The sequence below is a fragment of the Actinoplanes auranticolor genome (genome assembly GCF_018332655.1).
In the GTDB taxonomy this organism is placed as follows: Bacteria; Actinomycetota; Actinomycetes; order Mycobacteriales; family Micromonosporaceae; genus Actinoplanes; species Actinoplanes auranticolor.
In genome coordinates this window covers 254081-267435 of record NZ_BOQL01000042.1, presented here as the reverse complement: position 1 = coordinate 267435, position 13355 = coordinate 254081, and the positions used below count along the sequence as shown (strand labels likewise).

General features: G+C 72.0%; 13 protein-coding genes. 7 read left to right on the top strand and 6 right to left on the bottom strand.

Annotated elements, in window-relative coordinates; genetic code table 11:
* On the bottom strand, window positions 1-1374 hold the full coding sequence (locus Aau02nite_RS26480; RefSeq protein WP_212991253.1) for a TldD/PmbA family protein: 1374 nt from the start codon (window positions 1372-1374) through the stop codon (window positions 1-3).
* Window positions 1371-2807 (bottom strand): TldD/PmbA family protein, encoded by a 1437-nt coding sequence (locus Aau02nite_RS26475; protein WP_438841174.1) that lies wholly within the window; start codon window positions 2805-2807, stop codon window positions 1371-1373. The genes Aau02nite_RS26480 and Aau02nite_RS26475 overlap by 4 nt, the downstream gene beginning before the upstream one ends.
* A 117-nt stretch (window positions 2808-2924) precedes the next feature.
* Here Aau02nite_RS26475 and Aau02nite_RS26470 point away from each other — a divergent pair, with 117 nt between their 5' ends.
* Both Aau02nite_RS26470 and Aau02nite_RS26465 read left to right on the top strand, forming a co-directional pair.
* Window positions 2925-4475, top strand: a complete 1551-nt coding sequence (locus tag Aau02nite_RS26470; protein WP_212991251.1) for a GGDEF domain-containing protein — start codon at window positions 2925-2927, stop codon at window positions 4473-4475.
* Window positions 4476-4514: 39 nt separating this feature from the next.
* Window positions 4515-5477, top strand: a complete 963-nt coding sequence (locus tag Aau02nite_RS26465) for a helix-turn-helix transcriptional regulator (protein ID WP_212991250.1) — start codon at window positions 4515-4517, stop codon at window positions 5475-5477.
* Here the strand turns inward: Aau02nite_RS26465 and Aau02nite_RS26460 are convergent.
* The gene (locus tag Aau02nite_RS26460; protein WP_212991249.1) at window positions 5468-6385 is read right to left on the bottom strand and encodes an SDR family oxidoreductase; all 918 of its coding nucleotides are present in this window, start codon (window positions 6383-6385) and stop codon (window positions 5468-5470) included. The genes Aau02nite_RS26465 and Aau02nite_RS26460 overlap by 10 nt on opposite strands.
* Window positions 6386-6479: 94 nt before the next feature.
* Between Aau02nite_RS26460 and Aau02nite_RS26455 the strand changes: the two genes are divergently transcribed.
* Both Aau02nite_RS26455 and Aau02nite_RS26450 read left to right on the top strand, forming a co-directional pair.
* Window positions 6480-6998 carry a helix-turn-helix domain-containing protein gene (locus Aau02nite_RS26455; RefSeq protein WP_212991248.1) on the top strand — a complete coding sequence of 173 codons (519 nt, stop codon included), beginning with the start codon at window positions 6480-6482 and terminating at the stop codon, window positions 6996-6998.
* Window positions 6995-7537 (top strand): DUF6036 family nucleotidyltransferase, encoded by a 543-nt coding sequence (locus Aau02nite_RS26450; protein WP_212991247.1) that lies wholly within the window; start codon window positions 6995-6997, stop codon window positions 7535-7537. Before Aau02nite_RS26455 ends, Aau02nite_RS26450 begins: the two co-directional genes overlap by 4 nt.
* A gap of 63 nt (window positions 7538-7600) precedes the next feature.
* Here Aau02nite_RS26450 and Aau02nite_RS26445 read toward each other — a convergent pair whose 3' ends face one another.
* From Aau02nite_RS26445 to Aau02nite_RS26435, 3 genes are read right to left on the bottom strand one after another with little or no spacing between them, the layout of a single operon-like run.
* Complete coding sequence (locus tag Aau02nite_RS26445) at window positions 7601-7867, bottom strand: hypothetical protein (protein ID WP_212991246.1); 267 nt, start codon at window positions 7865-7867, stop codon at window positions 7601-7603.
* Between the two features lie 25 nt (window positions 7868-7892).
* Window positions 7893-8411, bottom strand: a complete 519-nt coding sequence (locus Aau02nite_RS26440; RefSeq protein ID WP_212991245.1) for a Uma2 family endonuclease — start codon at window positions 8409-8411, stop codon at window positions 7893-7895.
* Window positions 8408-10165: a prolyl oligopeptidase family serine peptidase gene (locus Aau02nite_RS26435; protein WP_438841172.1), complete on the bottom strand. Its 1758-nt coding sequence runs from the start codon at window positions 10163-10165 to the stop codon at window positions 8408-8410. Before Aau02nite_RS26435 ends, Aau02nite_RS26440 begins: the two co-directional genes overlap by 4 nt.
* A gap of 106 nt (window positions 10166-10271) precedes the next feature.
* On the opposite strand from Aau02nite_RS26435, the gene mshB reads away from it, so the two are divergent.
* Genes mshB through Aau02nite_RS26420 form a run of 3 tightly spaced genes read left to right on the top strand, consistent with a single transcriptional unit; the run spans window position 10272 to window position 13352 of the window.
* Entirely contained in the window at window positions 10272-11120 is an 849-nt protein-coding gene (mshB, locus tag Aau02nite_RS26430; RefSeq protein ID WP_212991302.1) for an N-acetyl-1-D-myo-inositol-2-amino-2-deoxy-alpha-D-glucopyranoside deacetylase, read from the top strand.
* The gene (locus tag Aau02nite_RS26425) at window positions 11117-11566 is read left to right on the top strand and encodes a hypothetical protein (protein ID WP_246595446.1); all 450 of its coding nucleotides are present in this window, start codon (window positions 11117-11119) and stop codon (window positions 11564-11566) included. The genes mshB and Aau02nite_RS26425 overlap by 4 nt, the downstream gene beginning before the upstream one ends.
* A 52-nt stretch (window positions 11567-11618) precedes the next feature.
* Window positions 11619-13352: a VanW family protein gene (locus tag Aau02nite_RS26420; RefSeq protein ID WP_246595445.1), complete on the top strand. Its 1734-nt coding sequence runs from the start codon at window positions 11619-11621 to the stop codon at window positions 13350-13352.
* Window positions 13353-13355 lie beyond the last annotated feature (3 nt).

The following is a 13355-nucleotide window of genomic DNA, read 5'->3' as shown; positions in this document are numbered from 1 at the left end:
TCAGCCAGAAGCGTTCCCGGTCAGATTCCACGACTGCAGGTGCAGGGCCGGAGCCGTGTACCGCACCCCCGTCCACCGGTCCGGCAGCGTCTCTATCTCCGTGCCCACCCCGAGCACCGCTCCCGGTCCCAGGGCCTGCGGGTACGACTGCGTGAACCGCATGTTTCCCACCGCCGCCGTCACCTCCCCGTCCTCGACCAGCCAGACGCCGTTCCGGGTCAGGCCGGTGATGACCAGGCTCTTCTGGTCGAGCACCCGGGTGTACCAGAAGTCGGTGATGAGCAGGCCCCGCCGCATGCCGCTGACCAGGGCCCGAGCCGACGCCGCCGTCGGGCCCTCGCCGGTCACCGGAGTAATGGCGTCGCGGCCCGGGGCCAGCGCCAGGTTCGAGGCGATCGGTCCCCAGGAACGGGATGCCGCGCCGGCGTGGCCGGTGGAGGTCGCGCCCGCTTCGGCGGCTGAGGTGCGGTCGTGGCTGACCGCCGTGGTGGTGCCCTGCTGGACCAGGGTCAGGGTGCCGCGGGGGGTGCCTTCCTGGTCGAACGGCAGGGTCGCGCCCAGCGGTTCGTCGCGGATGGTCACCGCCTGGTCGAACTGCTGGGCGCCCAGCTCGGCGAAGGACTGGTGCTGGGCGAAGGCCTTGCCGTTGAAGCCGAAGGTGGCCAGGTTGTCGAGGATGTCGGCGACCGCGGTGGGCTCCAGGACAACCTCGTAGCGGCCCGGGGACAGCTCGATCGGGCGGCCGCCGGCGCGCGCTTTCGCGGCCGCGCGGGTGCCCAGGGCCGTGCCGTCCAGGTCGGTCAGGCGGCTGCTCGCGCGGCGGGCCACGCCGTCCGCGCCGGCGAGGCGGGCGATGCCGTCCATCGCGGCTTCGGCGGCCCGGCCCTCGACGGCCTGGCCGGCGGTGTTCGCGAAGCCGCCCGAGGAGTACGTCGTGCGGCAGAAGCCGGCCGTCTCCAGCCCGTCGGCCGCCCGGACGAAGTCGCGGACGCGGGCGGCGCGTTCGTGCGGGCCCGCCGCGGCAGTGGCCTCGTCGAAGGCGGGGGACTCCCGCAGCGGGGTGGGTGGGGTGAGGCCCGGCCACGCCTGGTCGGGCGGGGACAGGCGGGAGGCCGCGATGGTGCGCTCGACCAGCGACTGCAGGCCCGCGGCGTCGGTCACCGTGGTCGAGCCGCCGGCCGTACGCCCGTCGAGGTGCAGGCGCAGGCGCACGGTTGTGGTGGCGTCGGCGACGTTCTGGTGGATCGCCGAGTTCGCGAAGCGGGTCAGCGCCTCGGCGGAGTGGGCCGCGACCACCTCGGCCTCGGCGCCCGGGCCGGCCAGCCGCCGGGTCAGCTCGACGACCCGGGCCGCGAGATCGAGCTCGGCGCTCATCCCCGCACCCCCACGCGCACGCCGGTGAACCGGGCCGGTGCGGCCGGGTGGCCGGTGTGCCCGATCTGGCCCGGCTGGCCCTTGCCGCAGTTCGGCGTGCCCCAGGCGACCGTCTCCGAGGACAGCATGTCCATCGACTGCCAGAACTTGGGGCCGATCCCCGTGTACGTCGGGTTGCGCAGCATCCGCCCGCGCTTGCCGTTCTTCACTTCGTACCCGATTTCGCAGCCGAACTGGAAGTTGAGCCGGCGGTCGTCGATCGACCAGGACCGGTTGATGTCCATCAGCACGCCGTCGTCGGTCGCCGCGATGATCTCGTCCAGGGTGTGCGGGCCCGGCTCCAGGCCGACGTTGGTCATCCGCACCATCGGCAGCCGCGCCCAGCCGTCGGAGCGCACGCTGCCGGCGTAGTCGAGGCCGGCCATCGCCGCGGAGTCGCGCCCGGCCAGCACGCCCACCCAGCGGCCGTTGCGGACGGCGTCGCGCTTGACCGCCGGCGAGCCCTCGTCGTCGTAGCCGAAGCTGCCCAGCGCGCCCGGGATGGTCGGGTCGATGGTGATGTTCATCAGGTCGGAGCCGTACCGCAGGGTGCCGAGCTGGTCCAGGTCGAGCCAGGAGGTGCCGGCGAAGGCCGCCTCCCAGCCGAGGATGCGGTCCAGCTCGATGGCGTGGCCCACCGACTCGTGGATCTGCAGGGCGAGCTGCTCACCGCCGAGGATCAGCGTGGTCTCGCCGGACGGGCAGAGCGGGGCGGTCAGCAGCGCCCGCGCCTCGTCGGCCATCCGGGCGGCGTTGGCCGTCAGGGCCAGCTCGTCGACCAGCTCCCAGCCGCGGGTGCCGTACTGCCCGCGGTGCGAGGGCCAGGACCGGCGCTGGATCTCGCCGTCGCCGTACGCGCTCGCGGTGATGCCCGCGCCGCACTCGCGGATGTGCTGGTCGATGCGGTGACCGTCGCTGGAGGCGAACCACTTGCGGGTGTCCCAGATCTGGTAGATCCCCTCGGCCAGGTCGGCGCCCGCGTCGCGGGCCGCCGCGGTGGCCGCGACCAGCAGGTCACCCTTGACCGACAGCGGCACCGAGAGCGGGTCGATCTCGCACCGGCTGGCCCAGCTGGCCGTGCCGGCGCCGGTCGGGACCAGGTCGATCGCCGGGCCGGGCACCAGGGCACTGGCGGCGGCGATCCCGGCGGCCCGGCGGCCGGCCGCACGGGCGGCGGCGTCGGACAGATCGGGTACGGCGTAGAAACCCCAGCTGGAGCCGACCAGAGCCCGCACCCCGATGCCCGCGCTCTCGTCGGAACTGAGGTCCTCGACCGCGCCGTCGCGGGCGCTCATGGTCTCGGTGCGCCGCAGCATCACCCGGGCGTCCGCATACCGGGCACCGGCGTCGAGAGCGGCCTGGACCGCCGTGCCGGCCTCGTCGAAGTGATCCACGCTCATGCCCGATGACCCTAGGCGAACCCACCGACATTCTCCGCCCGGAGCGGCGCGGACCCCTCACATCGGGCGGGGATCGGCCGACCATAGGGCCATGGGGAACGGGGAACGACGATGAACCGCCTGCCGGTGCCCGTTTCACCGTACGGTCCCTTCGCGGGTCTGGCCCTGCACGTGCACGACCTGACCATCCGTGGCCACCACGCGGAGACCCTGCTCGCCGCCGACGAGGCGGAGGCGGTCACGCAGCTGCTCGGCGACCGCCGCACCTACCGGGTCAGCCGGCTGGGCCGGATGTACGCCCTGAGCTCCCTGGGCCGGCTCGACGAGGCCCTGGCCATCGCCGAGGAGCTGGTCAGCGACCCGGCCGAGCTGAGTGGCCCGCGGGCCACCGACGCCAAGATCATGGCGGACACCGCGGAGGTGCTGATCCACCTGGGCCGTATCGACGACGGCCTGCACTACGTGGCCCGGGCGATGGCCGTGCTGGACGTGGTGCCGCGCAAGGGCCTGCGGTACTTCTCCGCCATGTCGTCGCTGGGTGAGGCCGCCCGGGGCGCGGAGCTCTTCGAGCTGGCCGACCACGCCATGCGCCTGTGCGTGGAGTCGTTCGATTCGCCGGACGACCTGTACCGGTCCGCCGCCGAGCTGACCCACGCGGAGACGTGGCTGGAGTGGGCCCTGCGGCTGGAGCAGGTGGGCCGGACCGAGGAGGCAGCCGCACTGGTCGACAAGAGCGGGGCAGTGCTCCAGTACTGGGTCGATCACGGCATCGACGCTCCGGTCGGGGCGGCGCTGCTCGCTGTCTGTCACGCCAAGAGCGGCCGGATCGCGGAGGCGTTCGCCCTGGTCGACGTGCTGTTGCTGGAGATGCGCGAGGCCGGTCAGCAGCACGAGGCCCGTCTGCTGCACCTCGCGCACGGGCTGGCCCTGCGGGCCACCGGTCAGTGGCGGGCCGCCCGCCGGGAGTTCCGGGCCGCCCTGGAACTGTCCGTGCTGCGCTCGCAGCGGCTGCTGTTCCAGTACGAGCTGGCGATCACGGCCGTGCAGGAGTTCCCCGGCGACGCGACGCAGGCGGCGCTGGAGTCCCTGCGCAGCCACGTCGAGGCGCTGTGGCAGCTGCGGCTGGACCGGCGCACGATGCTGCGGCAGGCGTACCGCCGGGTGGAGCTGGAGGCGGCGCGTACGACGGCCGACCTGGCCGCCACCTCGGACGCGCTCACCGGGCTGGGCAACCGCCGGATGTTCGACCGCCGGATCGACACGGTCGCGGACGGCGGCTCGCTGCTGCTGATCGACGTGGACCGCTTCAAGGACATCAACGACCGGTTCTCGCACGGCGTCGGCGACCGGGTGCTGGGAGAGATCGCGGCGGTGCTGCGCTCGCACTGCCGGCACGACGAGGTGGCCATCCGCTTCGGCGGCGACGAGTTCGCGATGTTCCTGACCACCGGTGAGGACGAGGCCCGGCAGATCGCCGAACGCATCCGCCGGGTGATCCTGGCCCGGGACTGGAGCACGATCGCGCCGGGCCTGACGGTGACCCTGAGCATGGGCCTGGCGGCCTGGCGGCGCGGCGAACGCGGCCGCGACCTCTACGACCGCGCGGACGCGCACCTGTACGTGGCCAAACGAGCCGGCCGCAACCAGCTCGCCGCCGCCTGAGCCGGCCCGGCACCCGGGTGGCCGGGGCACAATCGGTCCGTGCGTGCCGCCCGGCTGATCAACCTCGTGCTGCTGTTGCAGTCGCGCGGCATGCTGACCGCTGCCGAACTGGCCGCGGAGCTGGAGGTCTCGGAGCGGACCGTCTACCGCGACGTGCTGGCGTTGTCGGCGGCCGGCGTGCCGGTCTACGCCGAGCAGGGCCGCGCCGGCGGGTACCGCCTGGTCGGCGGCTACCGCACCCGGCTGACCGGGCTGAGCCCGGCCGAGGCCGAGGCGTTGTTCCTGGCCGGGCTCCCCGGTCCGGCGCGGGACATGGGCCTGGCCGAGCCGGTCCGGACGGTACGGCGCAAAGTGCTCGCCGCGCTGCCACCGGTCCTGCGCGACGCCTCGCAGAGCGCCGGGCAGCGGTTCCACCTGGACGCGCCGGGCTGGTTCGGTGACACCGATCCGCCGCCGCTGCTGGCCGACCTGGCCCGGGCGGTGTGGCACGACCAGGTCCTGACCGTGCGGTACCGCACCCGTGACGAGGTGACCCGTACCGTCGCGCCGTACGGTCTGGTCCTGAAGAACGGCGTCTGGTACCTCGTCGGCAAGGTCGGCGCCGACCTGCGGGTCTATCGGGCCGACCGGGTCGTCGCGGCGGAGGCGGCCGGGGACACCTTCGAGCGCGATCCGGACTTCGACCTCCCGTCGTTCTGGGCGGCCCGGGCGGCGGACTTCGTCCGGCAGATGCTGCGCGAGACCATCACGGTCCGGCTCAGCCCGCACGGCCGGCGACTGCTGCGGTACGTGGTCGAGCCCATCGCCCGTCAGGAGGCCGAGCAGGCTGCCGGCGAGCCGGATCCGGACGGCTGGGTCCGGACCCGGCTGCCGGTCGAGTCGCCGGACGTCGCGTACACGTACGTCCTGAGCCTCGGCCCGGAGGTGGAGGTGATCGACCCGCCGGAGCTGCGGTCCCGGGTCGCCGCGGCCGCTGAGCGGACGCGCTCGCTCTACCGGTAGCCGGTCACGTCGGCGGGCTTGCCGGGATCCTGCACCTCGACCAGGTACCGCCACGCGTCGGGCCGGCTGCCGTCGAGGTCGGTGAAGCCGTACACCTGGGCCAGCTCGCCGCTGGACACCGAACGGCCGTTCCACCGGGCCCGGTCCTCGTCGGCTGCCAGGGCCGCGACCGCGCGCCCGACGTAGGCCGGAGTCTCCGAGATGGCGAAGTGCGGCTCCCGCTCGGTGGCCTCCTGCCAGGTCTCCTCGGTGACGCCGTAGTGGTCCAGCATCATCTCCGAACGCAGCCAGCCCGGGGTCAGCGCCACCGCGGTCGCGCCGTGCTCCGCCAGATCCTGCGACCAGGCGAAGGCGAGCCGGTTCACCGACCACTTGGCCAGGTCGTAGAAGACCGACAGCCGGTAGTTGGCCGCGTTGTAGGCGGTGGTGCCGTCGCCCATCTCCACGACCAGGCCGCCCGGCGTACGGATCAGCAGCGGCAGCGCGAAGTGGCTGGTGATGATGTGCGTGTCGACCGCCAGCCGGAGCAGCCGCAGCCCCGGATCCAGCGGCTGCTCCCACACGGGTTTGTTCCAGGTGGTCAGCGGGTCGCCACCCCACACGTCGTTGACCAGTACGTCCAGCCGGCCCTGCTCGGTGTCGATGCGCCGCACGAGGGCCTCGACCTGCTCCGAAACCAGATGGTCGACGGGCACCGCGATGCCGGTGCCGCCGGCCGCGGTGACAAGCTCGGCGGTCTCCTCGATGGTCTCGGGGCGGTTCATCTCGGACCGCTTGGCGCGCGTGCTGCGGCCGGTGGCGTAGACCGTGGCGCCGGCCGCACCGAGCTGCACGGCGATCTGCCGCCCAGCGCCTCGCGTCGCCCCGGCCACGAGGGCGACCTTTCCGGTCAGTGGTTGCTTCGTCATACCGCCGATGCTGACGAGAAAACCTGACACATGCTGTCCGGTTTCCTGACATGCTCGGTTTTGTGTTTTTAGCGTTTACGGCTAAGCTCGAACCATGGCGATGACGAGTGGCGGGCTGTTGACCACCGGGGAGGTGGCCAAGCTCTTGGGGACGTCGCGTCAGCAGGTGGTGAACCTGTGCGGGCGGGGGGACCTGCCGTTCGTCATGGTCGGCAAGCACCGCAGGATCGACCGGAGCGCTGTTGAGGCGCTGCTGCGCCCTGAGCGGAAGCTGACGCGCGATCAACTCAAGTCGTTGTGGTTGCATCAGGCGGTCGCCGGCAGCCTGGTCACAGATCCGGAAGCAGTGCTGGGCAAGGCGGCCGAGAATCTCGACCGGCTGTTGGTGCAGCACCAGGGCACCATGGCCGAAGTTTGGCTGCTGCGCTGGCGGGACAAACTCGGTGCGGGCCCCGGTGCGGGCCCCGGCGCGGTCCTCGAGGCGCTGACTTCGCCGGATCCTGAGTCTGTGGAGCTACGGCAGAACTCTCCTTTCGCCGGAGTTCTCTCCCAGCCTCAGCGCCAGCAGGTGCTCGAAGCGTTCACGCGCAGCGGCTGGGGGCAGGCGGCGTGAGGCGCGAGCAACTCGAGCACGTCCTGCGCGCCGCAAGCCAGATCGCCGACGACCCCGACGTCGTCGTGATCGGCAGTCAGTCGATATTGGCGGCTATCCCGGAGGACCGCCTCCCGCGGGCGGCGACGGCCTCCATGGAAGTCGACGTGGCTTTCTTCGACGACCCGGACAACCGCAAGTCCGATCGCGTCGACGGAGCAATCGGCGAGCTGTCGCCCTTCCATGAGATGAACGGCTACTACGCCCAAGGGGTCAGCGTCTCGACCGCGACGCTGCCCCACGGATGGCGCGATCGTCTGGTGCTGGTCGAATCCTCGAGCACGCATCCCGGACGCGGCTACGCCCTGGACCCGCACGACTGCGTCGTCTCCAAGCTGGTAGCCGGCCGGGAGAAGGACCACGCCTTCGCTGATGCTCTGATCGAGAACGGGCTGATCGACCCAGCGATAGTCGCGGCCCGCATCGACACCCTGGAGATCGACCACCGGGTCATGGACCGCCTCCGACGCTGGATCGGCATGTACACGACATCAGACTGACGGACTCGACGACTTCCGGAGCACCGCAGGCACCTGATGACTCAGCGGATTGAGCGACGGTTCCTAATCCGGTGGAAGAAGGTCCACGGGTACGAGATCGGCGATCAGCGGCTCCTCAAGACGCAGCACCTCACCGGGCCTGGTGACGGAACGCAGGTGCCATCCGGGCGCTGCCGCACCGGCTCGCAGAGCGTCCATGATCCTGCCGATGATGAACTGATGCCGAGGGTGGCCCCGGGCGCTCAGATACAAGCTGCCGTCGAACAGCTCGATGCGTTCGTCGGTCTCACCGAGTTCGAGGTAAGCGTCCACGGACATCGGCAGGCGCATGCCGTCGATCGTGCCAGGGCGGGGGTCAGAGATCGAGGCCGGTGACGCGGACCAGTTGCATCACCGACTGTTCCACGTAGCCCTGGGCCGACAGCATGTTGCTGTGCAGCAGCCCGCGTTCCGGTTCTGCCACCAGGTAGCACGGGATCCGGGCCTGGGCGTACGCGTGCATCTTCAGCGTCCAGTCCACCGTTGCGCTCGCCGGCGAGGTGATCTCGCAGACCAGGCGCACCGATTGGGCCTCCACCAGCGGCTGGTCCAGGTCGATGGCGCCCGCGATGATCAGGTCCGGGACCGCGATCCGGCCCGGGCCCAGCCGCACCGGTACGCCGGAGACCACGTTGAGGTCCGTGCGGTTCGCCCGCAGCGCGTTGGCCAGGGCGTTGAGGATCAGCTGGTGGCGTGGCGTGTCTCTGGGACACGTCAGTACGCCGCCGTCCCACAGCTCCGTACGCGCCGACGTCTCGCCGAGCTGGAGGTAGTCGGACTCGGTCGTCGCCAGGGCTTCCATGGGCAGGCTGCGGCCGATCAGGGCTGACGTCATGCACACTCCCGGGTCACGAATGCGAGTTCTGCGGACAGGTCCCCGTCGGGGGAGATCAGGAGCGTCGCCGGTGGGGTGACGCTGTGGTGGTCGTAGACGTCGGAGTTGTCGGTGCGGCTGCCCAGGTAGCGCTCGGCGTACGCGCTCGGCAGCGCGGTCCAGTCGGTGACCGGGTCGCGGGCGACGCCGCAGCGGAACAGGTCGGGCCGGCGGGTCAGGGCCAGCGCCGCGAGCCAGCCGCCGAGGCCGGTGCCGTGCACGGCGACCCGGGTCAGGTCGAGGTCGGGGTGTTTGCCGGTGAGGGCGTGCAGCGCGTCGATCTGGTCGGTGAGGGCCACGTCGGCGAGCCGGCGGTAGACCACCTTCTCGAAGCTGGGCGCCACTCCGGGCGTACCCCGGGAGTCGACGCTGACCACGACGAAGCCGGAGTCGGCCCACCACTGCCGGTCCTGCCACGCGGCCGGATCGGCCACGACGTGCTGGTGGCCCGGCCCCGCGCCCAGGTCCAGCAGCACCGGCAGCCGGGTCCCGGTGACGTGACCGGTGGGATACAGCACCGCGGCGGGCAGCCGGCGGTCGGTCACCCGCTCCAGGAGCGGCTCCGGCCGGAACGGCAGCGGTTCGGCCAGCGAGGGCAGCGTCGCCACGTCCGCGGCGCCGCGGGAGACCGTCAGGTCGAGGACCAGGACGTCGCCGCCGACCGTCGCGGTGTGCCGGCCCGGCGTCGTGCTGAGCCGGCGGGCGCTCGCGCTGCCGCCGCCCAGCGCGGTGCGGACCGCGAAGACGTGCTGCTCGGAGGGCTCGCCGTCGGTGCCCTCGATGATCAGCTCGGGGCCGCCGGACGGGCGCGGCAGCACCCCGGCGACCCGTCGGACGTACAGGCCGGGCGGGGTGATCAGGCTGCCGTCGGCGAAGAGGCAGCGGGCATCGAAGCCGTCGTGCGCCAGCTCGCCGCCGACCAGGACCCGGCCGTCCGGCAGCTGCCGGGGAGTGCCGGGTACGGGCTCCACCCACCGCGCGTCCGCCAGCTCGGCGTGCACCTGGGTCTCGCCGGTGCGCGGGTCGACCGACAGCACCAGGCCGTGCTGCTGGGTCCGGCGCAACACGGTGATCAGGGCGTTACCCGGGCCCCGCCAGTGCACGTCGACCAGGTACGGGTACGTCTCGCGGTCCCAGTGCACGTCGACCCAGCCGCCGTACAGGTCGAGCAGGTGCAGGCTGGACGACGGGCCGGCGCCGCGTACGGCCAGGATCCGGGTCCCGTCCGGGGCCCACCACCAGCCGCGGTCGCGGCCGAACTCGGCCGCGACCGGCCCGGCCACGCCCCACGACACGCCGCTGCCCGGCTCCCCGGCCAGCAGTTCGTCGTGGCCGTCGGTGACCACCCGCAGGCAGCCGTCCGCGGTCACGTAACCGATGTGCCGCCCGGCCGGGTCGGGCCGCGGGTCGAGTACCGCGGCGGCGGTGGCGATCGGGCCCGCGGCGGAGGAGAACAGTCGTCCGTCGTGCGCCCAGGCCAGCACGTCGAGTGACGCCGACCCGGCGTACGAGTCGACCGGTCCCGGCGTCACCTCGGTGAGGGCGGCGGTGGCCACGTTGAGCACCCACAACGCCGGCGCGGGGTCGTACGGGCCGGCGGAGCGCAGGAAGGCGACCCGCGCGCCGTCGTCACCGACCGTCATGGCGTGCGGGGCGCCGAAGCGGAACCGGCCGGTGCGGTCCGCGAGTTCGGGATACTCCACGCTGACCAGCATCGCTGATCAGCGGCCCCTCGCGCCCGGCAAACCGCACACGCGAGGCTGCGGGGCGCTCGCGCGTAGAGTGGCGCGCGTGACGAACGCGCTGCCCGCACGCCGCCTGATGCTCGTGCATGCCCACCCCGACGACGAGGTCACCGGCACCGGCGCCACCATGGCCCGGTATGCCGCAGAGGGCGCCCTGGTGACCCTGGTGACCTGCACGCTGGGTGAGGAGGGCGAGATCCACGTGCCCGCGCTGGCCCAGCTGGAGGCACGCCAGGCCGACCAGCTCGGCGGCTGGCGGATCGTCGAGCTGGAGCGCGCCTGTGCCGCGCTCGGCGTCACCGACCACCGGTTCCTCGGCGGCGCGGGCCGCTACCGCGACTCCGGGATGATGGGGCTGGAGACCAACAACCATCCCCGGGCCTTCTGGCAGGCCGACCTGGAGGAGGCGGCCCGGCAGTGCCTGGAGGTCATGCGGGAGGTACGCCCGCAGGTGCTGATCACCTACGACGAGAACGGCTTCTACGGCCACCCGGACCACATCCAGGCGCACCGGGTCGCGATGCGGGCCGCCGAGCTCGCCGAGGCCGAGGGGTTCGCGCCGGAGAAGATCTACTGGACCGCCATGCCCCGCAGCGTGCTCGAGGGCGGCATGGAGGCGTTCAAGGGGATGGACGACAACCCGTTCGCCGACGTGGAGAGCGTCGAGGACTTCCCGTTCGGCCACCCGGACGACGAGATCGCCGCCCGGATCGACGGCACCGACTTCTACGAGCAGAAGGTGGCCGCGATGCGGGCGCACGCCACCCAGATCCCGGACAACTCCTGGCTGTACGGCATCGCCGGCGACTTCGGCGGCGAGTTCATGGGCGTGGAGTACTTCACCCTGGTCAAGGGCGAGCGTGGCGAGGTGAGTGGCCCGCACAAGTGGGAGGACGACCTGTTCAGCAACGTGGTGGGGCGATGACTCTCGAGGCGCCCTCGGTCTCCTCCACGGCCGAGCAGCTGCCGCCCGCCCCGCCCGGCCGGGCGCTGGAGCTGACCTTCCGGATCGCCGGAGTGCTCATCGCGGTGCTGGCCACGGTGCTCACCGCGGCGCTGGAGATCTTCCTCACCCCGTTGCGGCTCGGTGGTGTGCCGGTAGGCGTCGCCGTCGTGCTGGCTGTGCTGGCCAACGTGGCGCTCTGCTGGTTCGCCGTGACCACGGTGGGCCGGCGGTGGGCGCTGGCGGTGCCGTGGGCGGTCTGGACGCTGATCATGTTCTTCGCGGCGGGCATGCGGACCACCGAGGGGGACTATCTGATCAGTGGCGAGGACTGGGTCGCGCTGGTGATGATCCTGCTCGGCAGCCTGACCTTCGCGGGTTACACGTACCGCATGATCTTGCAGCGGCCGCCTGTCACAAAGCAGTGACGACGGCTCGTGTTGGTTGTCGGTGCCCGGTCCCGGCCTGCACACTTGCGCCGTGTTCGCCTCTGAGACCCCCACCGGCCAGGCCGCCGCGACGGTGACCCTGCCGGCCGTGCCGCCGGCGGACCGCCCGGTCAACCGCAAGCGGATCGTCGTGGTGGGCACGGTGGCCGCCGTGCTCATCGCCGGGGCCGGCGTGGCCGCCTGGGCGTACGGCGGTGACGTCCCCCGCGGCACCGAGATCCTCGGCGTCGATCTCGGCGGCAAGTCCCGCACCGAGGCCGAACGGGCGCTGACCGACGCGGTCGGTCCGCGCACCGGGGAGCCGGTCGCGGTCGACCTCGCCGGGGAGAAGTTCTCGCTCGAGGTGGCCACCATCGCCCTGCGGCTCAACGTCGACCTGAGCGTCGGCAAGGCGATCAAGGGCAGCCCGCGGCTGACGGGGAAGCGGGTGGTGCCGCCGGTGATCGAGCTGGACCGGGCGAAGCTCGAGAAGGTCCTGCGTGAGCGCCTCGACCCGAAGAAGGTCACGCTCAGGAAACCCGGCATCACCTACTCCGGGCTGACGCCCAGGCCCCGGTATCCGGCTCCCGGGCAGGGTCTGGACGTGGCGGCCGCCGCGACCGCGATCCGGCAGGCCTGGCTGGTCGGCGGCACCGCCACGATCACATTGGTGCCGCGGCCGCCGGCCACCACCCGGGAGCAGGTCGACGCGCTGGTCGCGGATCTGGCCGCCCCGGCCGTCGCCGCGCCGGTCACCGTGACGGTGGGAGACAAGTCCCTGACGCTGAGCCCCAAGGCGATCGCCAAGGGCCTGGTCTTCCGGTCCGACGACGACGGCCGGCTCACCCCGGCGATCGACGGCACGAAGCTGCACGCCGCGGCGGCGAAGGAGTTCGCGGCGGTCGAGAAGGAGCCCGAGGAGGCGACGATCACCCTGGCCGACGGCAAGCCGAAGATCGTGGCCGGGACGCCCGGCGACATGGTCGACCTGGCCAAGCTCGGCCCGGCCCTGCTCGCCGTCCTGCCGAAGCCGGCGCCCCGTACGGTCGAGGCGGTGCTCACCCGGCAGGAGGGCGCCACCACCGAGAGCGACCTGGCCGCGCTCGGGGTCAAGGAGAAGGTCTCCACCTTCACCACCTACTTCACCGGCGGCCGGAAGTCTCCGCGCAGCCAGAACATCATGACGATCGCCCGGGCCGTCGACGGCGCCGTGGTCCAGCCGGGCGAGACCTTCTCGCTGAACAAGCACACCGGCGAGCGGACGTACGCGGACGGCTACAAGGACGCACCGGTCATCGTGGGCGGCAAGCTGGAGCCCGGCGTGGGCGGCGGGGCCTCGCAGTTCACCACCACGTTGTTCAACGCCGCCTACTACGCCGGGCTCGAGGACGTCGAGCACAAGCCGCACTCGTTCTACTTCTCGCGCTATCCGGCGGTGATCGAGTCGACGATCTTCTACCCGACCCTCGATCTCAAGTTCAAGAACATCACGCCGTACGGGATCCTGATCGACACGTCGTACACCAGCAAGTCGGTGACGGTGTCGATGTGGAGCACCAAGGTCTACGACAGCGTCAAGACCGTACGCAGCCCACGCCGCAACATCACCTCGCCGCCGACCGTCTACCGCGAGCCCGGCCCGAAGTGCATCGCTACCAGCGGACTCCCAGGTTTCACCCAGGACGCATGGCGCGTCATCCGCAAGGATGGCAAAGAGGTCGAGCGCGAGAAGTTCACCTGGCGCTACGATCCCGAGCCTAGATTCATCTGCGGCGCGAAGCCGTAGCAC

Bases quoted from the DNA above. Each gene is read 5' to 3' on its own strand.
- Aau02nite_RS26445 (WP_212991246.1), bottom strand. From the start codon at position 7,867: ATGCGCCTGCCGATGTCCGTGGACGCTTACCTCGAACTCGGTGAGACC.
- Aau02nite_RS26425 (WP_246595446.1), top strand. From the start codon at position 11,117: ATGACTCTCGAGGCGCCCTCGGTCTCCTCCACGGCCGAGCAGCTGCCG.
- Aau02nite_RS26470 (WP_212991251.1), top strand. From the start codon at position 2,925: ATGAACCGCCTGCCGGTGCCCGTTTCACCGTACGGTCCCTTCGCGGGT.
- Aau02nite_RS26455 (WP_212991248.1), top strand. From the start codon at position 6,480: ATGGCGATGACGAGTGGCGGGCTGTTGACCACCGGGGAGGTGGCCAAG.
- Aau02nite_RS26440 (WP_212991245.1), bottom strand. From the start codon at position 8,411: ATGACGTCAGCCCTGATCGGCCGCAGCCTGCCCATGGAAGCCCTGGCG.
- Aau02nite_RS26480 (WP_212991253.1), bottom strand. From the start codon at position 1,374: ATGAGCGCCGAGCTCGATCTCGCGGCCCGGGTCGTCGAGCTGACCCGG.
- mshB (WP_212991302.1), top strand. From the start codon at position 10,272: ATGCTCGTGCATGCCCACCCCGACGACGAGGTCACCGGCACCGGCGCC.
- Aau02nite_RS26460 (WP_212991249.1), bottom strand. From the start codon at position 6,385: ATGACGAAGCAACCACTGACCGGAAAGGTCGCCCTCGTGGCCGGGGCG.
- Aau02nite_RS26435 (WP_438841172.1), bottom strand. From the start codon at position 10,165: ATGCTGGTCAGCGTGGAGTATCCCGAACTCGCGGACCGCACCGGCCGG.